Genomic DNA, 25738 nt, shown 5'->3' on the forward strand with positions numbered 1-25738 from the left:
GCCCCTCGGCACTTCATGAACATTCGTTCTGGCTTGACGCTATCAATACCAAAAGAGATAATCATACTGTTGTACTCTCTCTCAATTGGTTGGGATTCTCGTGTCACCATGTGAAGAATGTAAGCGTTATGGTACTGCTAAAAAAGGAGATACAATGTATAAATGTGCGTTGTGTGGACGTGAGCGCTGTCAACGCCATACAGTTTGGGTTCCAGCTCACGAGTTTGAGGCGCATGATGCCAAGACCGAGCAGGCCCGCAGCTTTCTCAGAGGTGAGCCCATTGGTGGGTGGATTCCTTTCTGTGGAGACCTGCTGCATACACCTCGTGGAGTCACGATCCGACTAGGAGAGGATCGTACAAATGGCAATATTGTGGCGAGTGTCCCCTTTAGTGAACGGCATCCGGGCTATAAGATGTTCCGAATGTGGGAGGTTGGCGTAGTCGAGAATGGAATCGAGTATCGTTGGCCTCAGGAACGGTATCGTGTCTCCTGTAGTCTTGCTGGATTGATGACGATTGCAGTCATGTTCTATCACTCAGATCTTGAGGCTCCAGTCTCCACAGCCAAGATCTATAGCCAGATCATCTCCAGCTCCAAGGTCAACCCCAATATCTTTCGTCGGCCCTCTCGTGAGGAATTTTTCAAGCAGTTTGGTACTGAGATGTTGCTTGCTGACCTGTTGGAATATATCTGTTCGAGATGTATGGTTGCGGTCTGTCTGAATCGTCAGGCTGAATTTTTCGACAAAAAACTATTTAATACGATTTTACGCCACCCCTGGAAACTCTCTCCCTAAATAATTCCAAGAAACTATCGTGCAAAGACCATGATTTTGCAGATTTAGGCAAGATTAAAATGGTTATTTTGCCGATTATCAATTACGCAAGGGGACTAGCGCATTGAACATCGAAGGCGTTGTAATATTCGAATCAAAATCAGGGATTCCATTGTTCTCCAAGATGCCCGGAAACACTGACCCTTCCCTATTTGCAAGTTTTATCACAGCAGCAAGACACTTCTCTACCGAGCTCTCTCTTGGGGGCCTCTCTTCTTTTGCGACTGATGAGAAAGTCATATTCATGTCGCAGGGGAAACGTACAGTCACTGTGCTGATCACTCCCAAGAGCCAAGAATTTCAGGAAACACTCGAATTTGCTTCAGAGATTGGGACCGTCTTTGAGTCAACTTATGATATTCCTGAACGTCCACAGCCGCACGAGTACACAAGTTTCCAACCAACAATCGAAGAGATGTTGCGTCGTGTCAAGGATCCATTCCTGAGGCGTGTGGCTCGTTTTGCCCATAACGAGTACGGTGGAGAGATTTCAACAAAGGCTCGGCTGACTAAGCAGAATGGTGAGATTGGTATCATTGACATAATGGTCAATCACGTTCGTTCAAAAGACGAGTCTGATATCCGCGACTTCGGAGAATTGGCCATTCAGAATCTCGCTCAAGACTACACTTTTATCAAGGCTATTGATGCTATTGCAAGTCGTGGTGAGGTCATAGATTTTCTTGACAGTGTTGATCATTATGGGATTCGTGTCATCAAGCATGATGACGCAAAATTCCTTCCATACTTTCCTGAGCGTGCCGTAGTCGTTGCAAGGGACTTTGCAGAGGATGTTATGGACTTTATCAATCGTTTTCCGACTGATGAGCAAGGACCGTATATTGACGGTTCCCGTGTCATCTCGGGGATCAAACTACGTGGTTCCCGTCGAGACATAAAATGTCACATCGAGTTGTGGAAATGGAAGGATAATGGCTATCCTGTACGATTTGTTCCTCCTTCCGAACAAAATGAATCGGTGGCATCCGAGATTCATTTATGATATGTGACAATTACATTGTCTGAGAGAGGAATGATTCGCAAATATGATGAGATAGGGCTCTCGATCCGTTCTATGAGGCTTCCTCCATACACCTTGTATGTATTGATCGCACGATAGTTTGTGACATGAATCTGTAGTTCCTGAGGAAGGTCCTCCATCTGAATGTCGATCTGATACTGATTTGCCGAGGTGCCAAGTGAAATATCCAGTTTGCCTACTGATGTGGGAATCCCAAGGGCCGATAATTCCTTTGCCGAGAGGAACCAATCCTCTGGGATTCCTCCCAATACTACTAGATTTTCATTCTCTTCCTTTGCCAGCATCAGTCTGATCAGTAATAGACTCTCTATCGCGCTCCTGATCATTGAGCCTCTCTCCAACTGCGGAATTCCCTCATCTCCCACCTTATCGGGGAGAGTATGATATGTGGATGCGGTCTTTACTACGTAAGAGAGTAGGGTCTCAATCGAATCGCTGTCATGATGAAGAGAATACAGCTGGGCCAATTGAAGTGTCAGGTAGATTGCCCGCTCCTCTTCACGTTCTGGGTTTTTCAGAAGCCCCTTCTTCATGAGCGACGTTCTCATGGTCAAGGCGCACTCGTCAATAACATGGTCGGGAATGCAATCTCTCATGGATAATATTACAATGTCAAATATATTCAGTATATGCTTGATCCTCTCCTTCTTATCTTGGATTCGGAGAAGGTCAAATCCGCGACTCCATTTTTTCTCTACATATTCCGAATATCGTTCGCATAGATTGTAGACTTCTTCTGCTTGACTCCGTTCGCCCATTGCGTCCAAGGCATCGACAAGTTCCCAGCCTATGAGCAAGAGCCACTTCATTGCAACAAGTTGTTCCATTGATTCCTCCTCAGGTATAGCTCCCTGTGCAACTTCCTGCATTGGCATTTCATGCTCACTTGTGATTGGTTCGCTATTCTCGGGGTCAGCGAATCCCTCTAATGGACTCGGGCTTGTTGTTGCGATTAGGCTACTTGGAATCTCGGTGGTCACTTGTTGTCTTGTATGCTCAGCAGTATCAGCAAGCAGTTTGTCTTTGATCGTCATACTGAGATTTTCGACGAATCTCCGTATGGTTGAATAGTATTCTGAGCTGTGATTGTATTTTCCCAACTGCAAAATACTCAAGGCCAATGGAAATACATGGTTCCGTTCGTTCTTCTTGATGGCATCGAGCACTCTGTCGATCAACGGGATTGCGAGCGTCTGTGCAAGGTCAACAGCGCCAATCTGGCATAAAGCAAGTAACACTCGTGCTCTCTCACCCTCTCTCAAGTCAGAATCCCCTCCAAGGGCATATCTGGCCTGAATGGCAAGGGTCGCCTTTGACATCTTGAAGATTCCGTCAAGTTGTGTATCCGGAAAGGTCACAGAAATTGTGTCGTTCATGAACTCGAACCAATTCCCAATGCTCTCATAACGAATCTCACTGTCCTTTCGAAATGAGTATGTATCATCCTCACGTATCTGATTTAAGGGCTGAACGAAGAAAATAGTCGCTGTCTGTGCCGGGCAAAGATTGAGGTCGAATCGTAACACGGCTGTCGCAAGACCTCTAGCGGTATGGAATTGCGTGTCCCAGCGCTGGAACATTGAGATTGCATCAACAAGGAGATTGGGATTGTCTGTTGTAGTCATGATGATCGCAGTAGGTTTTTTGTCGCTCTCAAGTGCGAGCGTTCCATTTGCATACAATCGGTTTGTCTGTTCATCATATACTAAATCTATGAGTGGTTCCACTCCCAAGACCGACATCGGTCGTACGACAGCAAAGAATGTGAGTCTGGTGTCTGAGAGCGATTTGTTTCTGATCTCTATCTCATTGTAGATGGCCTCATGACCATTCTCTTGAACATGGTAGATGTGCCTACAAAATTCAACGGCACCTATATGGTGCGACCATGTATAGAGTTGATCCTCCTCTGCCGTCAATTCTAGGCGATTGTTCATGTCTAATGCCGGGAAAATGATCTTATCCCTATCATGGATCCAAAATTCAAGAGAGCCACATTCTGGGTTTGCCCGCACAAGACCTGCCTCGTCAGTTAGCCCGGCATATCTCCCTCCGACACCCCCGATCAATGCACAATTACAGTGCTGGCTGTTGAGTAGTGGCTTGTCCTTTTGCCCCTTATGCTTCTTGAGAGTGTTGAATGCCCACCGTGGCATCATCCAGTCCTGTGCAGAACCATAGACCTCCTGATTAAGTAGGAATCGTATCATCTCAATATGGGTCTTCAGATCGACTCCCTCGGGATCAGGTATCTCAAGTCTATGGCCACGTGCCACATTCTTCATTCTTTCTACATATTGTGTTGTGACCATAGAATCCGGCTCCTTCTTAGCTATCTGATGTGTTCAATAATGAAGTTATTTATGATTGCTGGATGAATGGTATTTATTTCGAGTCGGAAGTATTTCGTTCTGAAAAGCCTTAATAGCAAAGGCAAGAACCATGAGTTAGAAATTCCGAAATGTAATATACACCATCACGCATTTTGAATCATTATGAGGAGTGAATCATGGCTGAATACTTCATGAAGCCGTCGCGTCGCGTGACAAACATGGTCGCAAAGGAGCTTCGACTCATTGTCAAAGATAGAGTGGCCCTCTTCTTGATCTTTCTACTTCCAGCAGCATTGATCGGTATGCTCTGGTGGGTTTCGGATCAGAATGTTGCGATGGGTAATATGGGCTCAATGTCCAGCGATGGTTCTGGTACCAACACAATGCTAGTGAATGATACGACTGATTTGGACTCCGGGTTGGTGCTAGGGATCATCGATAGAGATACAACTCGGACCTATGATGGTCCTGACTTGTCTGAGAATTTTACAGGTTATTTGGATATGCTAGTGGATGTGCTACGGCCTTACAATAATACCGATGATGCCGTAAAAGATCTGTACGAAGGTGATATTAACGGGTTCGTTGTCATTCCTGATGGGTTCGAGGCGAATCTCACAATTAATGAACCCACTTATGTCGAAGTACATATCGATGCCACCGCCCTGACCGAGCAGAGTCAAGTCATGGGTATTGTTCAGGCTGCGACGGTTTACTTTCGATCATCAAAGATGTGGATACGTTCTGAAGTCTTTCCGAGTATGTCGATTGAATTTGCTCCTGATGCTGACTTTGTCGAGAGCACCTTTGGTGGATTCATTGTCGTATTCTCGTCCTATCTTGGTATTGCAATGACCTCAGCGCAGTCCATTGTAGGTGATGCTCCCCTCAGGCGGATGCTCCTCACGCCGACGAACCGTCTGGAGATCGTTGTGGCCAAGTCCATTGCCTACGTTATCATAGGCTTCTTTCAATCATTATTATTGATCACACTCTGGGTCATCGCATTTGATTTGAATCTTAATACGGGTTTTCTCACTCTGGTGATCATTATGAGCCTGACCTCTCTCACAGGCTCTGCAACGGGGATTCTTATCTCTTCAATTGCATCCAGTCGACTGCAAGCAAATCAGATGTTCCTGTTTGTACTCTTTGGAACCCTGATCCTCTCCGGGTTCTTCATAGACGTTGGGGCAGTCGATGAGGTGCTTCCTCTTAATCAAGGATTACGACTTCTGATTGATACTGCATTCAAGGGACTCGATCTGTTTCAAGTTACCAGTCGTGTTATCCGTCTTGTAGGTTTCTCCGTAATCGCCATGCTCTTGGCCACGTTTGTGTATTCGAAGAAACCGACACTTGGATAGATGGTGATGTACATGGTTGTTCCACGTGATGATGACTCAACAGCACGCCCCTCCTTTGTGGAGGAGGCTTATTTCTCAGGAGCCCGAATTGGTAATGCCATTGACTGGGTCACTGATAGGCGAGATCGTGAGATCCACTGTGAGATCGAGGGGATACTGACCACTACGCGGGAAAAGGTCCGGTTTCGAGGGCGATTGCTTCGTGCACGAAAAGGAATGTTGTCACGGCAGATCGTTGTCTTGTTAGAAGAAGACCTGCGAAAACGTAAGCGTGGCGAGCTTGACAAGGTTCTTACTGTGGGTAGTAATACCACTACTTCTCAGGATGTTGCAGCGACACAGATTACTCTTCAGAACTATTTGAAACGCGATATGGTCGGTGACCTCTATTTCAATGGGACTGAGTTACAACAGGCTGCAAAAGAGGTCCAGAAGATTCTCAAGGCTCACAAAGTGACCTGTACCGTATGGGGCAAACGTGCCTCAGACAAGACTCCTATAATGATTGATGGCATTCTTGTGGGAAGTTCGGTTGGGCCTGCACCAGTACTGCCTGAAGGCACTCTTGAGGTCCGGGTGGAGCCTGAAGGTTCGGTTGGAGACCCCAAGATCTATCTTGTGGCACAACCACAATTTCTCTTTGGTCCACGTTCCGATCCCGACCTTACCATACTTGCACGAAAAGTGTATGTTCGCCCCTTTGCTTGGATCGAGGCTCCTGCCTACAGGAACGTCCTTGAGGCACGAAATCTCACTGTCACGATCAAGAGCGGGAAGAAGCTCATTGAGAATGTGACCTTCTCGATCAAGGAAGGTGAGATGCTGGCTATTATCGGTGAGAGTGGTGCGGGCAAGTCTACTACGGTCAAGGCACTGATAGGTGATATTCCAAGTACTGGTGTGGCACGAATTGCTGGGATCGACTCGCGGAATGCTCAGAAGGTCCGTTATTTCTTTGGGTACTGCCCTCAGGATCTCAGCTATATGTATGAGACCTTCACCCCTCTTGAAAATATCATTGCGTTCGGTAAGCAATACGATATTCCCGAATATCAGCTCATCCGTGACGGAAAACAACTTCTTCGCGACTTTGGAATTCTGGAGAAGGCAAACGATCAGACCCATGAATTGAGCGGTGGGCAACAGCGAAGGGTCTCGATCGCAATCGCTCTGGTGCATCGTCCTAAGGTTCTCCTCATGGATGAGCCCACGAGCGGACTTGACCCAGATAACCGGAATGAACTCTGGCACTTTCTCGATTATATTAATAAAGAATATGGCACCTCTATGGTCGTCATCACTCACTATCCCGTTGAGGCAGAATTCTGTGACAAGGTCGCTGTCTTTCTCCGCGGAAAGAGTCTTGTGGCCCTTGGAAAACCCGCGACGCTCAAGGCATCAATGCCAAACAGAGGGTTTGCAGTTGGTATCGTTCTTGAAGAGGTCGATCCGCGTGCCAGAAAAATCTTGGAGAAGGTCAAGGGTGTTCAGTTCGTTCTTCAAAGAGGTGAGCTTCTAAAAGTGTTTACCGAAGAACCACTCGAAACTATGGCCGAGCGAAGTCTTGCTGCTCTTGAAGAACAAGGCATCCCTGTTAAGATTGTAAAGACCCGATCAGTAGCAGACATGGTTGACTACTACATTGCCATTACTCGTGGTCTGATCTCAGGAATCATCGAGAAGTGATAACATGCAATCTTGGCGACGACGTACCCATTACTATACTCATCTTCGATTGCTGAGTCTATCCCTCATAGTGATAGTCTTTCTTAGTGCAATAGTGGTTGTTCCCGATATTTCAATTTCGTCGTCCACGACTCAAGAGGACGCTTCTCCACAGTCCAAGATTGACACACGGCTCCTCAATAAGACTTCATCATCAGACACACTTGATGTTTTAGTAAAATATGATGGCCGTGCTGGTGCGTTCAAGGCGAGGGCGGCCATAGCTGCTGCTGATAACACTGCAGACCTAGTTGAGACCTATAACGAACTGAACATGATGCGAGTCAAGATGGTGGGCAGGTCCATTCCAGATCTTGCAAAGAGTCCAATAATTAGAGGCATATGGTCTAATGAGATCATGAACATATCTGCCCCACAACCTATGGAAGGGGGATTTGCCACAGCAGATGATAATTACACGAAATTAGTTGATCTGATTGGGGCTCGTGATTTTTGGGATGAGGGATATAATGGCTCAGGGGTTGTTGTTGCAGTACTTGATACTGGAATTGATTTTCTTCACCCCGACCTTGATGACTTTGATGATAATAGCAGCACATTCGACTCAAAAGTCACAGCGTTCGCCTCATTTGTTGAGGGTGACTCTCTGCCTGTGGATCTTATCGGACATGGGACCTATGTCGCCTCAATTGTTGCAGGAACCGGGAACAAATCAGATGGTCTCTATGAAGGTATTGCCCCCGGTGCCACGCTGCTCTCTGCAAAGGTCACTCTTGGTGGCCTTCTCTCTGTTCCCAGTTGGATAGTGTCAGGTATCGAATGGGCCACATGCCATGGTGCAGATATCATTCTTCTGCCATTCAATACGATTGGTACTCCTGGGGATGCGGTCTCGGTAGCTGTGGCGGCCGCAGCTGAGAAGGGGATTCTTGTCATCTCAGCAGCAGGTGATGATGGACCTGATTATCTGACTATAATGTCGCCCGGTGGATCAATGGCTTCTCTCACTGTTGGTGCTTATGATCTTGCAACTCAAGAGGTCCCCTCGTTTTCTGGTCGGGGGCCAAGTCTGGAGATGATGACAAAGCCGGATCTTGTGGCTCCTGGGGTGGGCATCGTTGGCGCAAAGGCTGGTGCTGCCCTTCAGGACGCGGGATTTGGCGACTTTAATATGGAGGATTTGGGCGAGATCTCGTCTCTTCTCGGAGGTCCTCTTGGTGAGAGCATTAATGACTACTATATCCGGGCGGATACTACTGCTGCATCAGCCGCAATCGTTGCAGGGGCAGTAGCCTTACTGCTCGAAGCCTTTGATCGTGCAACACCCATAGTTGTAGGAAATACCCTCCGTGACACAGCCCAGTCCCTCCCCTTTGATGCTAATGATGCAGGGGCTGGTCTTTTGGACTTTCCAGCAGCAGTGGCATACCTCAAGACTCAGCAGACCCCAATCGAATCACACATCCGAACAACTGGCATTCCACTTCTGGCCACAGGCATGATTATTGCAGATAGCAATGGAGCACAGACGACTAGTCTGTTGAGTAGCTATGGGACCATGATTGTGGCGATGGATCAACGGGCCAGCTGGAACTCTATCCACTTGCTCATGGGTATGTTGTATCTTCGCTGGAACAACGAAGATCCGACCAGTCTGATGATGTTCAAAGTCAAACGCGAGATGCATCAGGTATATACTGCCTCTGGTCTTGATGGGTATAACAGGTATGTGAGCATCCTCTCAAATGACGATGGTCTATACGTCATTCTTCTTGTAGAGTCCTATAACCTGACCCTTACAACTTCCGAGCCGCTCGTGGGTTACAAGATTACTCCATTCATCCTCAATTTTGGTTCCAACCCCGTCCATAATGTGAGTCTATTCACATCATATAGTCTTGACCTATTTCTTGATGGTAATGATGACCATGGCAAGTATGCTCTAAACAATAAGGAGCTCTTTGTGTATAGTCAGTCTGAGGACTATCATGACTTCTACTTTGGTCTGAATGCCAGTAGAGCATTCTCCGCCTTTGAGGTAGGCAACTCCTCAGAGATCTCAAATCATATTACTGATGATAATCTGACTGGCTCTACGACCTTTGATGGATCTGTCGGATTTGGAATGAAATGGGACTTTGGGGTACTCCAACCCGATGAACTAGTCAATGTCACGATAGCAATGGGCTTTGCTGAGAACCGGACAATGCTTGACGCTTCGATCACTAAAATGTGGGAACTGACCCCATCCCGTACAATGCAGCAACAGGGCGACCTCGTCGTCGTTGAAGCAGATCTTCCTCGTGTTGCGAGAGAAGGGGTCTCGTACACATCACGTGCAGTCGTGATGAATATTGGTGTGAATCCATCTCCTATTGTTGCGGCAATGATCATCGGTCATACAAATAATGGGACCACGGGAACTCTCTTTACCAGTTTCTCCTCCTTCGATGAGGTTAAACCGTTTCATGCGGTCTCCATTACAGTCGACTGGTCGCCAGAGTATGAGGGCATCTTTACAGCGGCATGGGTGGTGGCAATTAGTATTGCGTCTGCAATTGCACTCTTCAGTAATCCTACTGCTACTATCACTACTGCTGGGGCCTCGTTACTTGATGATTTTCTCATTCGAGACCTATTTGTCATCACCCCTCTCTCCTCGGTCTCGGTGTTTCCTAAATCTCTCCCTTCTGCCCCATTCAATCTGCGCTTTCCTGGTGACTTTGGGATGTACGGGCTTATGGTTTCAAGTACGATCCCACTGGGAAATTTGACAGTGTCCAAGTATGGAAATGCCACAGATTGGGGGAATATCACGCTCACACCAATGAAGAGTGTTCAAGGCTACTACAATTTCTCACTGATGCTCTTTGCGCCCCTTATCGGGATGGACGGATATCATCATGCTGACTATGTCATCAATACTGAACAGGGTTGGTCTGACAACATCACTCTCGATGCTACTCTTGTCTATGCCCGATCGCTGGTATTCTTGGAGACCACACATGGGAGTGGACTGGGCGCGATGATGGGTGACAGTTTCGGTGGTGGTGGCGACCTTTCAGGCGGTGGCGGTCTGGGCGGAGGAGGCATGGGCGGTTTCCCGGGCGGCGGTGGCTTCCCCCTAGCCGAAGACAGCTCGGATTCATCAGGTCTTGCAGGAGGTATGTCTGGCGATCTTGGCTCCCTCTCTTCTATAGGGGCTTTCATGGAATCTTTTCGGATGACCACTTTTTCAGGTCTCTCGGAACTTGACCGAAGAATGGCAGACCAGAAAGTCGATCTTATTGAATTTCCAGGAGTTTCACTGTCATCCGATTTGCTCATGCTCTTCTCAGGGATATTGATCATCCGTCCAACAAAAGAGTTCAACAGTACAGAACGCGGACTGCTCACTAATTTCACAGATGATGGTGGCAAGATCATTATTATGGGTGACAACGGTGACCGGGCTAATTTGACAGCTCTCAATTATCTGCTAGGTGATTATGGCTATGTGATGAATGGGACTCATGATGCTGAGAACACAACAGAGATCGTGAGCGATTCTCTCTTGGGTGCAGGTGTGGACTCTGTATGGCTTGGCGGTGGAACATATATTCTCAATAATCAATCCTTTGGGCAGATCATGCTCCATGGTAGACCTGTCGTCCTTCTCGATCCCTATTCCCAGCTCGCGCTATTTGGGTCCTCTCGGATCTTTCTCAACGACCATCTTCCTGAATGTAATAATTCTATTCTCTTGGATAATCTAATCACTTTCTTGCTGGATAATACGCTCACTTGCACGACAAGGTTGGCTGAGAATACTACGCACTATCCTGTAGGCAGAAGTGTCTTTCTCAATCTGGAAGTCCATGACGTGACTGGTGGTCCAGTTGATGACCTGACTGTATTCATCATCTTTGAGCTACCAAATGGCAGCCAGGCCTTCTTTATTGCAGGATTCGTTGAGGATGGTCTTTACACGTCCCAGTTTGCCCCCAGTTACTGGAAAGACGAGGGGCGAATTAATGGAATCTTCTTTATCCTCAAGACCGAGAAGTATGCAGGGACCTTTGCAAGCATCAGTTTCTGGTTCTATAAGCCTCCTAGTAGTAACGCAACTACAGCGGGTGGGAGTCTACTCACTCTGCCTCAGGTGGCATATCTGACGGCTTTTGGAGTATTCGGTTCGACATTTGTTGCTCTTATCTGGAATCGTTTCCGGAGAAAACGGCGGCTTAAGATTCCCGAGCTGGACCAGACCTTGGTTGATGACATTGACAACACGCTCAATATGTTGCTTGCGGCCTTTATACAGATCGAGGGGCTCATTCGTGAAGAGGACATCGACCGTATACAGAAGGTCGAGACCATCAGGGGTATGCTTGATGTTCTCGAACGGGCATTAGACGAATTTGACAAGATTAGCGGGAGGGTTGGTGGTGTCTGAGATTGGTGCACATCCGAGCAGAGAGATCGATATCCGTGACCTGAAGGTCCGCTTTGGAAAGTTCTGGGCACTCAAGGGAGTCTCGTTCTATGCCAATAAACGAGAATTTCTTGGTATCATTGGAGCCTCTGGTGCAGGTAAGACGACAGCTCTGCGAGTTCTCACCGGGCAGATCCGGCCCACCTCCGGTCAGGCGTTTGTCGGCGGCCACGATGTCACCAAGAACCGCAAGCTCATCAGTCTACTTGTTGGATACGTGCCGCAGATCGAGCATCTGAGCCTCTATTATGATTTCAGTGCATTACAGAATGCACAGTTCTTTGGGCGCTGTTTTGGCATGCGCCCGCGGGAGATTGAGGAACGGGCCAGAAACATACTCACGATTCTCGGTTTTGATGAGGACCTCATGACAAAACGAGTATCCCGTCTCTCTGGTGGTGAGCGGAAGCGAGTGTCCATCTCTCTTGGTCTCATTCACGATCCTGTTCTTCTCTTGCTTGATGAACCCACGACGGGTCTTGATGCGCATCTCCGCCACGAGACCCTCAATTATCTAAAGGAATTGAATTTCGAACTTGGTACTACAATGGTCATTATCAGTCACGACCTTGAGATCGTAGACTATTGTTCTCGTGTTGTCCTTCTTGAACATGGACTGGTTTCGCAATTCGGAACCCCCCAAGACCTCATCTCATCTCTTCCGGGCCATGGTGAGAGCCTGCGTCTGGTGCTTCCGACTTTTAATCCCACTGTGGAAGAGCGTATCCATCAGATTCCTGGGGTAAAATACGTGGCGACGGCCGGACGAAATACGGTCAAACTTTTCTTGGATAATCCGAAGGAGAAGATGCTTCCGGTAATTCGGCACTTGAATAGTATCAAAATGCCATTTGAAGAGCTGTCCTTAGTTGAAGCGGACTTTTTTGATTACTTCCAAGTTAAACCTTGGAAAGAAGATTCACAATCTGGAGTGGAATTGACATGAAGCCATACCATATCTTTCTTGCAATCCTGACGATCTCTGTCATCATTATAGTCAACTCTCCCATGGGTGGACCCGCCGCTCTGGGCATCACCCCAATTGGTCGGCCATCGGCGCTTGCAGGTCTCTCCCCCTATGAGACCGCATTGGTATGGTCAAATACTACTGGATCTCAGGTCGTTGATCTTGCTACTGGAAATTTCGATGGTGACTCTAATACAGAGGTTGCCATAATTTTACAGAATGGTTCACTTGTGTTATTTGATGAACGCGGAAACCGGAATGGAACCCTATCATTGGGGGCCGCTCCTAATGCATTATCTGTGGTCAACATTGATGGGACCGGATCAATGGAACTGGTCATCGGCACATCAAAGGGACTTCTTGTTGTGGGCGCCGACCTCTCGGTTCTGATGAATGTCACACTTCCCAATGAGGTCTGGTCAGTTGCGAGTGGCGATCTGGACGGTACTGGAGATCTGGAGGTCATCGCGGGCTGTGACGACTCCCTTGTCTACGCCTATGGTCTAAATGGCACACAGGTCTGGAACTATACTTCTAACGCGGCTGTTCGAAGAATTATGGTGGCAGATGCTGATGCGGACGGTGTAGATGAGGTCCTTGGCGCATCGCAGTTCAGGCAGCTATTCCTTCTTGATACTAATGGGTCTGCGATCTTCTCTCAGAGCTACACCTTTTCCATTTCCGCAATTGTTTTTGCTGATCTGGTTGGCGATACCCAGTTAGAGGTAGTCACTGGTGACTCGAATGGGACCGTGGCTGCACGATACAATAACGGTACTCTATTTGATACAGTATACACCTCGGATGCTGTCACTGCTCTGGTCTCAGGTCAGCTGATGGCCGGAGGCAGTCCTGAGATCATTGTTGGTGCGAGCGACGGTAGTCTACGGATCTATAACTCTACTCTCGTCCAGCAATGGAATAAGACACTTGGATCTCAGATCGATGTTATTGCACTTGCAGACATTGGAGGGCTCTCGGATCCTCAGCTTCTTGCTGGTGAGGGCGGCACACTCCATCTCTATAATGCAAGTGGTACTCTTGTGTCCAATACTGATCTTGTTGGTTTTTCAAGTACCCTGACCACCGGTGACTTGGACTTTAATGGTCTTGATGAGTTTGTAATGGGCACCAATACAGGAGTTGTTCGTGCCTATGGCCGTGACTATGATAAGGATGGGCTTGCTGACGCACGCGAGACCCTGATTGTGGGTACACTCTGGAATGATGCTGATACTGACAACGACCAACTCAACGATGGTGATGAAGTTCTCAACTATAATACAGACCCACTGTCACCCGATTCCGATTCCGATGGTCTGACCGACTTTCAAGAGGTCATCACCTACGGGACCGATCCGAACGATGTCGATAGTGATAATGATGGGCTCACAGACTATCAGGAGATCTATCTCGGAACTAATCCTAATCGTAGCGATAGTGACAATGATGGTCTGACGGATTACGAGGAGAATAACGTAACGCTCACCGATCCTCTGCGTGCGGATTCTGATGATGATGGTACAAATGATGCACAGGACGATAATGATGGTGATGGCCTGACAAACATCCAAGAGGTTAGGATCACAAAGACGGACCCCAATGATGCAGACAGCGATAGTGATGGCACCTCCGATTATTATGATGATCAGGATGGGGACAACCTTGCGAACTGGAAGGAGCTCTCCATTGGTACTGACCCACTCGATCCCGATTCTGATGATGATGGTCTCTCGGATGGTGACGAGGTCAAGATATGGAAGACCTCTCCACTCCAGACTGACACTGATGGTGATCAACTCACTGATTATGAGGAAGTCCATACAGTTCATTCCGACCCGACGGTCTCAGATACCGATGATGATGGTCTCAGTGACTATGATGAATATGTCACCTATGGGACCTCTCCTATCAATGCGGACACGGACAACGACTCCCTCTCGGATGGTGCAGAGATCAACACCTACCACACGAATGCTACCAATCCCGATACAGATAATGACACGATCTCTGATGGCGCAGAGGTTCATACGTGGAAGACCGATCCCAACTCTAATGATACCGATCTTGACACGCTTCTCGATGCCGAGGAGATATTCATCTATCACACTAATGCCACCCTTACTGATACTGATGGCGATGGTCTTGATGACGGTGCCGAGATCAAGCAATGGCATACCAACGCCACTTCTACAGACACGGACATGGACGGCATCTTTGACAAGGACGAGGTTGACCGCTATCCTGTCTTCAATGCCACCAATGCACATACATTCAATGCCACTGTAAACGACTATGACTGGGACTATGACTCGGACAATCTCACCAATGGTCAAGAGATCTATCTGACCCTGACCGACCCGACAAAAGCAGACACGAACGGAAATGGGAAGACGGATGATCTTGAAGACTCTGACCTTGACGGTCTCACCAATTATCAAGAATTGTATGTGACACATACTGAGCCTCGGAATCCCGATACAGATGGGGATAAGGTGAAGGATGGGGACGAGGTGAATATTCTGCACACATCCCCACTTGATACCGATTCGGATGATGACTCGCTCTCAGACTATGATGAGGACTTTGATGGTGATACACTCTCCAATGGTGTAGAACTCTATGTCACAAAGACCGACCCCAATGATGCGTACTCTCATGGGACCAGCCAGCCTCGTGATGACAAGTACGATAATGATGCGGATGGATTACCAAACTGGTTTGAGGTTGACCGTACGAACACAGATCCGCTCTATAACGACACAGATGATGATGGAGTCCTTGATGGTCTCGAAGATCCGGATAATGATAATATGACCAACATTGAAGAGTTCGAGGCTGGGACCTTGCCTCTTGATCCTGACTCTGATAACGATGGTCTATCTGACTGGGAAGAGACCACCCTGACCCATACGAATCCACTTGTTCAAGATACTGATGATGATGGAGTCCGTGATGATCAAGACGATCAGGATAATGATGGACTCACCAATCTCCAAGAAGTACGAACATACCACTCGAACGCCACACTCTGGGATACAGATGGTGACATGATCCGTGATGGTCTAGAGGTGGATGTTGGTCTAAATGTGACCAACTCCGACACGGATGGTGATGGGCTCTATGATGGATATAACGACCTGAATCATAATGGTCACTGGGATCAGGGAGAACCGGGCGAGGATCTGGACACAGATGGTGTTGTCGATTCTGGTGAGACCGACCCATCAAAGGCGGACACAGATGGTGATGGTCTCAAAGATGGGGCTGAGCTCACTGCTGGAACTGACGCATTGGACGCGGACACAGATGGTGATGGTCTCAAAGATGGGGAAGAGGTCAATGAATACTCTTGTAACCCCTTACTCAATGATACCGATGGTGATGGTCTTGATGATTACACAGAGGTCAAGATAACCGAGACCGACCCTACGACAAACATGACCCATGCTGGTGTGTTAGACTACAATTATGACTCCGACGGTGATGGCCTGACCAATGGGCAAGAGATTGATGTATACAAGACATCACCTGGAGATATGGACTCTGATGATGATGGTCTGACCGACTACGATGAGGTGAAGGTCTATAGTTCTGATCCCAACAAGAATGATACCGACTCTGATGGTCTGACAGATTATGAAGAGGTGCAGTATGGATCCAATGTCACCACACAGGATACTGACGGTGACGGCCTCGACGATTATGTGGAGGTAAAGATTCTAGGTACAAATGCAACTCTCTACAGTACGAATGCCAACGGGACCTGTGACTATGATCTTGATAATGACGGTGATGGTCTCTCCAACGGTCTGGAGATCTATGGTTATGGCAGCAACGCCACCGATCCGGACTCGGACCATGATGGGCTTGATGACTATACCGAGGTCAAGTTGGTCGGTTCCTCCCCCACTGACAAGGATACGGATAATGATGGACTCAGTGACTATGATGAATATACGATCTACCACACTTCACCCACACGTTCCGACACAGATGCAGATGGTCTGTCCGACGATTACGAGATCTATACATCTCATACATCACCTAACAAGTGGGACACCGACGGTGATCAATTGAGCGATGCGGACGAGGTGAATACCTATCATAGTGATCCCAACTCCCCTGATACAGACAATGATGGGATTCCTGATAAGACCGAGATCGATCTCGGCACTGACCTCAACTCGAATGACACTGACGGCGATGGTCTGAGCGATTATGCCGAGTGGAAGACCTATGGGACGGATCCCACGAAGGCCGATGAGGACAATGATGGCCTCAATGATAAAGAGGAGATCGAACATGGGACGGATCCCACGAATCCTGATTCGGACTTTGATTCGCTGAATGATGGTGATGAGGTCAATATCTATCACACCTCCCCAACGGACGAAGACACAGACCACGATAATATTGCAGATAATGACGAGGTCTGGAACAGTCATACTGATCCCAATTCTGCCGACTCCGATGGTGATGGGATCACTGATGACAAAGATGACGAGGATGCAGATGGGATAACCAACTTCCTTGAGATCTATCTCTACGAGACCAATTGTACTCTATTTGATACGGATTCCGACTATCTCGGTGATGGCTACGAGATCTTCACAAGTCATACCGATCCTCGTTCGGCTGACACAGATGATGATGGACTTGGGGACTGGGAAGAGATCTTCCGGTATCACAGTAATCCGAACAATCGTGATTCCGATGGTGATGGTCTCGAAGATGCTGAAGAGGCGCTCACGTATCACACTCTGCTCAACAATACTGACACTGATGGTGACACACTCAGTGATTATGATGAGATCAAGGTCTTTGAGACCGACCCTCTCCAATACGACACGGACGGTGACACGCTCTCCGATGGTGCAGAGCTCAATGTATACAATACCGACCCATTAGAGAAAGACACCGATTCTGATCTGCTCCAAGATAACCAAGAGATACTGTTAGGGACGAACCCCCGCTCTTCAGACACTGACAATGATGGCCTCACCGACTATCAGGAGAACAACTTGACGTATACAGATCCCTTGCTCTACAGTACTCAGGGTAACGATGTGTCCGATGCTGACTGGGATATGGACAACGACACGCTCACCAACCTTCAGGAGATATCGCAGACAAAGACCAATCCTCGGCTTAACGATACAGACGGCGATGGTGTTATTGATGGTGCGGATGATGAAGATCGTGATCTCCTAACCAACTATCAGGAGTGCGTTCTGACCAAGACCAACCCTCGCAACAAGGACACAGATGGTGATGGCACTTCCGACTACAACGATGACGAAGACGATGACGGTCTCAGTAATGGAAATGAGGTCTGGATCTATCACAGTGATCCGTTGGCCAAAGATACTGACGCGGACGGTCTAGACGATTACGATGAGGTCACTACCTATAACACAGACATTCTCGATCCGGATACTGACAACGACCTTCTCAGCGATGGTGATGAGGTCAACAAGTATGGATCCTCACCCCTGTTGAACGATACTGATGGCGATCTGTTGTCCGATTACGAAGAGGTCATGTTCACAGACACGGATCCTACTACCAATATGACTCATGCTGGTGTATTGGACTCGGAATGGGATACGGATAATGATGGCCTCACAAACATTGCCGAGTTGCGTGTCTATGGTACCGATCCGGGAGACCCCGACTCGGATAATGACGATCTTATCGACGGTGCCGAGATCACCGCAGGTTCTGATCCGTTGCAGCCTGACACGGACGGCGACTCGTTATTGGACGGGGTTGAGGTCAACATATATCACACGTCACCTCTTCTCAATGATACAGATGGTGATGGTCTCTCTGACTCGGATGAGGTCCTCACGTATGGCACATCTCCTCTCAAGGTTGATACGGATGGGGACTGGCTCTCCGATGCTGAGGAGATCCTTATCTACCATACCGATCCTCTGAACCCTGATGATGATGGAGATGGTGTGACTGATTATGATGAGGTCATCACTCATGGTACCAATCCTCAACTCCCAGACACCGACTCCGACAGACTGACTGACTACTTTGAGATTATGACCTCCCTGACTGACCCCTTGAATAATGATACCGATGGTGATGGTCTCTCCGATGGAGTTGAATACCTGACATACCATACAGATCCCCTCAAAGGGGATACTGATGGTGATACGCTCTCAGATTACTATGAGATCAGACATGGTCTCAATCCGTTGTCGGTCGATACGGATGGGGACTCGATTCCTGATAATGTGGACTTTGATCCGCATATTCATGTGGGATACTATCTTGGCGGCGCGATCTTTGGGATTGTTGCACTTGTAGTAGTTGTGAAGACTCTCCGCAAGCGTGTGACCGAAAAGACTTACGTGACTGAGGCCGAGCCTGCCAGCGAGGGTCTGGCACCAGGGATGGATATTGCTGTAGAATACAAGATTCATGGCGGCAAGGTCATCTTCGGGGTCGTTGTACGTAATGGCTCTACCGAGACCATGCAGAATGTCCATGTCGTTCTTGGAATCCCCGATCTCACGGATGCTATCAAGAGCGAGCTGATGGGGACGATCGAACCTGGCTCGTTGTCCGTCACAGAGGTGGAATTTGAGTTGGAACCCGGTGCTAAAGGTGAACTTGTGGGAATGGTGGAGTATGATACGCTAGAGGGTGAACATAGAGTGGTAAACCTGCGTCCAGTTGAGATCATAGCGTAGTTGCTGCTACCCCGCCAGCATCTTCTACGCTATGCCTTCCATCTCCCTTTGTAAATGTCATGCCTGATCATGGGTCTCAACACGACTACGTTCTTCTGAAACTTTGGTCTGGGTCTTGGATAATTTAGAGAACTATTACGTTTCAACACGACTACGTTCTTCTGAAACCGGAGTTAGAAAGCACTTTCTCGATGATATCACCGAAGTTTCAACACGACTACGTTCTTCTGAAACTTTATCGGACTCGAGTCCGGCGACTATATTTTGACCTGGTTTCAACACGACTACGTTCTTCTGAAACGTCAACTGTTTCTAACATTAGACGCGCATTCACGAAGAGTTTCAACACGACTACGTTCTTCTGAAACTGCTGGCGTTGCTGTTGTCGTGATACTGCTGCTTATGGTTTCAACACGACTACGTTCTTCTGAAACACCTGCCACCCAGTCAAGCCCATAACGTGCTAACTGTGGTTTCAACACGACTACGTTCTTCTGAAACTTCAGTGACGATGAAGTAGAGCTAAGCATAGAGAAAGCGTTTCAACACGACTACGTTCTTCTGAAACTTTTTTGAAGCATCAAATCTTATCCTCCAGTCGAGTTTCAACACGACTACGTTCTTCTGAAACTCTCAAGGTCAATCATCATAAAGCGAGTGTATTCATGTTTCAACACGACTACGTTCTTCTGAAACATTTTCATGTAAGGCGGATCATAAGTAGCGACTGGTTCGTTTCAACACGACTACGTTCTTCTGAAACTAGCTTCTCGTACTGATTTTCAAACTCGGTTCTGGTGTTTCAACACGACTACGTTCTTCTGAAACGTTATTGCAGCCGTAGATGGTAGAGTTAATACTTATAAGTTTCAACACGACTACGTTCTTCTGAAACAGACGTACCCATGAAATTTCAAGTGCGCCACCAGTTGGTTTCAACACGACTACGTTCTTCTGAAACCTTTCCGAGTGGGTAAAGTACATGACGCCCCTTCAAGGTTTCAACACGACTACGTTCTTCTGAAACGGGAAATACTGCTTGTCCACTGGGCGGACATAGATCCGGTTTCAACACGACTACGTTCTTCTGAAACTCATAGATTCTTTCCTCTTCGAAAGTTTCACTCCATGGTTTCAACACGACTACGTTCTTCTGAAACGCGGTACCTGTAGCTTGGAATCCGACAGCAGTTTTTGAGTTTCAACACGACTACGTTCTTCTGAAACTCTGTTTGCCACGTGGGTTGACATTTCACTGTTGTTTAGTTTCAACACGACTACGTTCTTCTGAAACGTTAGCGTGGATGGGCTACGTAATCCGAGAGTGCTGTTTCAACACGACTACGTTCTTCTGAAACGCACTAGTGAAGGACCTATAGGTCCTTCTTCAGGAGAGTTTCAACACGACTACGTTCTTCTGAAACTCGGCTATCATGTCATAGGTGGTCGAGGAATAGGCGGTTTCAACACGACTACGTTCTTCTGAAACGGACCCAACAATATCTGGTACATCTCTGAGCATAGGAGGTTTCAACACGACTACGTTCTTCTGAAACATGCCTGTCAGATTGAAGAGAGTTTCCCCACCATCCGGTTTCAACACGACTACGTTCTTCTGAAACCCTTTTGCATTAGATATAGATGGCGAATTTGAGCAAGTTTCAACACGACTACGTTCTTCTGAAACGCAGATGAAGAAGTCTGATCCGCGTTTAGGCTGGAAGGGGTTTCAACACGACTACGTTCTTCTGAAACTATCGCGGGGCGGCAGAGAATCGGGAATGACCGGACCGAGTTTCAACACGACTACGTTCTTCTGAAACAAGCCGATGTTGAGGAGATAGTGGCAGAGTTCAGTGGGTTTCAACACGACTACGTTCTTCTGAAACTGACAGATTATGGGATAGGTGAAAAGAATGACTGATCGTTTCAACACGACTACGTTCTTCTGAAACACGCTCTATGAGCAGGTCCTCCTCGTAGCGCAGACCGTGTTTCAACACGACTACGTTCTTCTGAAACGTTCCACAGGGGCATGACATATGCCTCTGGTGTGGATGTTTCAACACGACTACGTTCTTCTGAAACCACATGATTCTGATATCTTCTACGATGAAGTATATGATGGTTTCAACACGACTACGTTCTTCTGAAACGCGATTGCCATTCAGTACGGTGATGATGCTTTCAAGTTGTTTCAACACGACTACGTTCTTCTGAAACGAACTGTGGGACTGCAACATTGGTAAGAGTTGCGGTAAGTTTCAACACGACTACGTTCTTCTGAAACTCGATGTTGAAGATGTGATATAAATATACCAAAAGCCGTTTCAACACGACTACGTTCTTCTGAAACATCTTGTCGAGAGTCGGCAGGATAAGAAGAGATTGATGTTTCAACACGACTACGTTCTTCTGAAACATATTCGAACATCCACAGATGCGTGGGTGTCGTTTGTGGTTTCAACACGACTACGTTCTTCTGAAACCGTCTGATCTTGATGTAGTCTTCTCTGATCTCTGGCAAGTTTCAACACGACTACGTTCTTCTGAAACTAGAACAATCCATCCAAGCCAAAGACTTGCTAGTTTCAACACGACTACGTTCTTCTGAAACCAGTACGGGTCGATACTTCAGATATTTTGACAGTCTTCAGTTTCAACACGACTACGTTCTTCTGAAACAAACGATAAGATCTCTGTATGAAGTTTCACGACTAGTTTATATGATAGTTTCAACACGACTACGTTCTTCTGAAACAATGTACGAGGCTTTGTACCAATCACGCAGCCAGTTAGTTTCAACACGACTACGTTCTTCTGAAACGCTTTTGAAACTAGCAAATTTCATAGGCATTACCTTCAGTTTCAACACGACTACGTTCTTCTGAAACCTATCATTGGGGGAAAGTTCTCATGTTCCCTGTTTCAACACGACTACGTTCTTCTGAAACGGATCTCATTGATGGAAAGATCCCTTCGAACTACTAGTTTCAACACGACTACGTTCTTCTGAAACGATAGAGCAACAGCGCGCTGAGATGGAACATAATATCGTTTCAACACGACTACGTTCTTCTGAAACGTTTCTTTGTACTTTGGAGGACGGGCGCCCCGTGTCGTTTCAACACGACTACGTTCTTCTGAAACGTAGCTAGGAAATCAGAGCGCACATAGTCGTAGACGCGTTTCAACACGACTACGTTCTTCTGAAACCCTATACGTTATTTTATTCTCCCGGGAGAAGGAGATTGTTTCAACACGACTACGTTCTTCTGAAACGTCATCGGGATTGCGACCTATTTCTTGTGGCCCGGCGGTTTCAACACGACTACGTTCTTCTGAAACTTTGATACTTGCAGTGACTCGGAACTTGCTACCTATTGGTTTCAACACGACTACGTTCTTCTGAAACGCAAGCCAGTCTATGCATATAGGCGTTCAGGTGATGGGTGTTTCAACACGACTACGTTCTTCTGAAACCGCTGTTGACATGATAGTTTCAGCCTCTCTATGATATCCTTGTTTCAACACGACTACGTTCTTCTGAAACTGAACACAAAACTATCAAAAACCGAAATCCTGAAACTGTTTCAACACGACTACGTTCTTCTGAAACTGATTCTGTGATGGTTATGAGACCGTCATCTTCATCATGTTTCAACACGACTACGTTCTTCTGAAACGATCTTGACCGTATTGCACCTCTTGAAATATGAATATGGTTTCAACACGACTACGTTCTTCTGAAACTTCTTCACTGATTGGATTTCATTTGCAGTTAGTGATAGTTTCAACACGACTACGTTCTTCTGAAACTCCGCCGATCATCTGCACCAGACCCGAAAACAGACGCGTTTCAACACGACTACGTTCTTCTGAAACATGAGGTGTTACAAATGACTGATATTGCACGATTCAGTTTCAACACGACTACGTTCTTCTGAAACTCTCGATCTGTTTTGAACCACAGATCCGAGATGCGGTAGTTTCAACACGACTACGTTCTTCTGAAACCGGAGAACGTCCTCTTGCTTGGAGAGGCAGGAATAGGGTTTCAACACGACTACGTTCTTCTGAAACAGGAAATCATCTTGTCGAGGTCGTTGATGACACATCTTGTTTCAACACGACTACGTTCTTCTGAAACATTCTTAAAGGCGTCGAGAAGATAAGGGTACCCTAGGGTGATGTGTTTCAACACGACTACGTTCTTCTGAAACGAGCCCTTTTTGATTGAATCTGCACGAGACTATGCGCGAGAGGTTTCAACACGACTACGTTCTTCTGAAACCGACTCGGACTACGCTTGGTACTACTGGTCATTCTTCAACACGCCTTTTTTTTGTTTCAACACGACTACGTTCTTCTGAAACGCACACGACTACGTGAACCTTACGACTTGTGCGGTGGACATGTTTCAACACGACTACGTTCTTCTGAAACTTTGGGATTTGGGCTGTGTTGGCATGATCAGATACTGAGTTTCAACACGACTACGTTCTTCTGAAACGAGTATTGTAGGAACCGATCTCAGTCATGAAACACGAGTTTCAACACGACTACGTTCTTCTGAAACCTTGCGAATACTTGGTCCGATGGGGATTATCTCTGATTGGTTTCAACACGACTACGTTCTTCTGAAACTCTTCGTATAATACACGAAAAACAGGGGAAAAAGCGCTCATAAGTCTTTTCTGTGGAGAGTGTTTGCCGGACTGGCAGTAGTGCACGATCCTTATAAAAGCCGTGCACGCTGGGATGGTGGTGTAAGAGGTGGCGAGTCAAGAGATGCGAATTTCAGGAATTCCGGGTCGAAGGAGATATGATCAAGACCCGATTTGGTCGAAGGCAAGTGTCTATAGATAGTCACAGGCAGGAGCGAAGGTGGTGGCACCAGTACAGGTAGTGAGTAGGTGAATTATCCAAACGCAGATCGTTGTGTGTAGGAGCATAGTATGGTCAAAAGGAAACAGCAATGGGTCGCGGACGGTCACAAACGTTCACGCTCCCCAAGATTCATATGTCGGTTTCTTCTCTACACTACGGGGACATGTGTGATGGAGGCCGAAACACTACTAACTACTGTCAGCGAAAAGCTGGAACGCATTGGGGTGGAGGAAGAGATCACTATAGATGATATTCGATCAGTAGCAGTATTTTCTCCGGTACGACGAGAGCTGGCCGATCTCGAGACCGAGCTGCATCAGGCTCTTGAAGCGATTAAGCATGACGAGCGATTGCCTCGATTGCTCTTTCGCCTTGCTAATGTTCATCTACGTGAAGGTGATTTTGGTCGAGCTATAGTTCTCTACGAGGTGGTCTTGGGTCTTGATAGCACGATGTTATCAGCATGGATCCACATGGGACTCTCCTATCTTCTTGGTGGCGAGCCCAAAGATGCCATCAGTTGTTTTGGAAGTGCTCTCTCTATCGATCCGGAAAATGTGACCGCTTTGGTCTATTTGGCCATGGCCTATTTAGAAATGAGCGATTTTGCGAACAGCCGAAAGAACATCGAGCTGGCACTATCTCTTCAACCCACTTATGATCTGGCAATAGTGGTCAAAGGTGAACTTCTCCGAGCCGAGGGTAACGTACTTGGTGCCATTGCCATGTTCAATCGTGCGCTTGAGCAAAACAGAATGTGCGCGCGTGCTGTGCTTCGTCTTGGTGAGACCTACATCTCAGAGGGGCAATATCCTGATGCGATAAAGATTCTGACCCCGGGTGTGAAAGCACACCCTGATAATCACCAACTAGTTGCAGCTCTTGCCGATGCCTATTTTCATAATCATGAATTTCCGGATGCGCTAGAGCTCTATGAGCGCGCTCTCGCTCTCAAGCCCGATGATCCCCATCTCTGGATTAAGAAGGGCGACGTTCACAGAGCGATGGACAAGTTTCAGCTGGCATCAGATGCCTACCAGAAGGCAATTCATGCAGATCCCGAACTGGTCGAGGGCTGGTTGCGAAACGCTCAGATTCGTATATTGCTCAATGATTCGGAAGGGGCTCTGGAATATTATAATACTGCTCTTGCACTCAATCCTCATGATGAAGAACTGGCGCGACTTCGAGGTCTTCTTCTTCTTGCCATGTCCCGATGGGACGACGCGCTCAAGGATTTTGATACTGCCTTTGCTGCGAATCCGTCTAACCCTGATATCCTCTTTTATCGAGCACAGGTATTGGAGCATCTTGGTCGCACTGATGAGGTGCGTCGTACTCTTCAGATCGCTCGTGATTTCTACAAGGCGGCCGGAAACTCCGTTCGTGCAGCAGAGTGTCTTGCTCGCATGAAACGTCTTGATTGACGCT

General features: G+C 47.3%; 9 protein-coding genes and 1 CRISPR repeat array. Of the genes, 8 read left to right on the forward strand and 1 reads right to left on the reverse strand.

Annotated elements, in window-relative coordinates:
• The first annotated feature begins 154 nt into the window (after window positions 1–154).
• Both K9W43_05350 and K9W43_05355 read left to right on the forward strand, forming a co-directional pair.
• The gene (locus K9W43_05350) at window positions 155–799 is read left to right on the forward strand and encodes a hypothetical protein (protein ID MCF2136652.1); all 645 of its coding nucleotides are present in this window, start codon (window positions 155–157) and stop codon (window positions 797–799) included.
• A gap of 103 nt (window positions 800–902) precedes the next feature.
• Window positions 903–1841 (forward strand): hypothetical protein, encoded by a 939-nt coding sequence (locus tag K9W43_05355; GenBank protein MCF2136653.1) that lies wholly within the window; start codon window positions 903–905, stop codon window positions 1839–1841.
• Here K9W43_05355 and K9W43_05360 read toward each other — a convergent pair.
• Window positions 1832–4192, reverse strand: a complete 2361-nt coding sequence (locus K9W43_05360) for a hypothetical protein (protein ID MCF2136654.1) — start codon at window positions 4190–4192, stop codon at window positions 1832–1834. The genes K9W43_05355 and K9W43_05360 overlap by 10 nt on opposite strands.
• Window positions 4193–4389: 197 nt before the next feature.
• On the opposite strand from K9W43_05360, the gene K9W43_05365 reads away from it, so the two are divergent.
• The 6 genes from K9W43_05365 to K9W43_05390 all read left to right on the forward strand — a co-directional run bounded on the left by K9W43_05365 (window position 4390) and on the right by K9W43_05390 (window position 25734).
• Complete coding sequence (locus K9W43_05365) at window positions 4390–5580, forward strand: ABC transporter permease (GenBank protein MCF2136655.1); 1191 nt, start codon at window positions 4390–4392, stop codon at window positions 5578–5580.
• A gap of 12 nt (window positions 5581–5592) precedes the next feature.
• The gene (locus K9W43_05370; GenBank protein ID MCF2136656.1) at window positions 5593–7266 is read left to right on the forward strand and encodes an ABC transporter ATP-binding protein; all 1674 of its coding nucleotides are present in this window, start codon (window positions 5593–5595) and stop codon (window positions 7264–7266) included.
• A 4-nt stretch (window positions 7267–7270) separates the two neighbouring features.
• On the forward strand, window positions 7271–11701 hold the full coding sequence (locus K9W43_05375; protein ID MCF2136657.1) for a S8 family serine peptidase: 4431 nt from the start codon (window positions 7271–7273) through the stop codon (window positions 11699–11701).
• Window positions 11694–12686 carry an ABC transporter ATP-binding protein gene (locus K9W43_05380; protein MCF2136658.1) on the forward strand — a complete coding sequence of 331 codons (993 nt, stop codon included), beginning with the start codon at window positions 11694–11696 and terminating at the stop codon, window positions 12684–12686. Before K9W43_05375 ends, K9W43_05380 begins: the two co-directional genes overlap by 8 nt.
• Window positions 12683–19417, forward strand: coding sequence for a hypothetical protein (locus K9W43_05385; protein ID MCF2136659.1), 6735 nt, complete (start codon window positions 12683–12685; stop codon window positions 19415–19417). The genes K9W43_05380 and K9W43_05385 overlap by 4 nt, the downstream gene beginning before the upstream one ends.
• Before the next feature lie 73 nt (window positions 19418–19490).
• A CRISPR array of direct repeats spans window positions 19491–24064; the repeat unit is 29 nt; unit sequence GTTTCAACACGACTACGTTCTTCTGAAAC.
• A 311-nt stretch (window positions 24065–24375) separates the two neighbouring features.
• Window positions 24376–25734, forward strand: coding sequence for a tetratricopeptide repeat protein (locus K9W43_05390; GenBank protein ID MCF2136660.1), 1359 nt, complete (start codon window positions 24376–24378; stop codon window positions 25732–25734).
• Window positions 25735–25738: the final 4 nt, after the last annotated feature.

The sequence above is a fragment of the Candidatus Thorarchaeota archaeon genome (assembly GCA_021498125.1).
GTDB lineage: Archaea > Asgardarchaeota > Thorarchaeia > Thorarchaeales > Thorarchaeaceae > B65-G9.

Bases quoted from the DNA above. Each gene is read 5' to 3' on its own strand.
- K9W43_05360 (MCF2136654.1), bottom strand. From the start codon at position 4,192: ATGGTCACAACACAATATGTAGAAAGAATGAAGAATGTGGCACGTGGC.
- K9W43_05365 (MCF2136655.1), top strand. From the start codon at position 4,390: ATGGCTGAATACTTCATGAAGCCGTCGCGTCGCGTGACAAACATGGTC.
- K9W43_05370 (MCF2136656.1), top strand. From the start codon at position 5,593: ATGGTTGTTCCACGTGATGATGACTCAACAGCACGCCCCTCCTTTGTG.
- K9W43_05350 (MCF2136652.1), top strand. From the start codon at position 155: ATGTATAAATGTGCGTTGTGTGGACGTGAGCGCTGTCAACGCCATACA.
- K9W43_05390 (MCF2136660.1), top strand. From the start codon at position 24,376: ATGGTCAAAAGGAAACAGCAATGGGTCGCGGACGGTCACAAACGTTCA.
- K9W43_05375 (MCF2136657.1), top strand. From the start codon at position 7,271: ATGCAATCTTGGCGACGACGTACCCATTACTATACTCATCTTCGATTG.
- K9W43_05385 (MCF2136659.1), top strand. From the start codon at position 12,683: ATGAAGCCATACCATATCTTTCTTGCAATCCTGACGATCTCTGTCATC.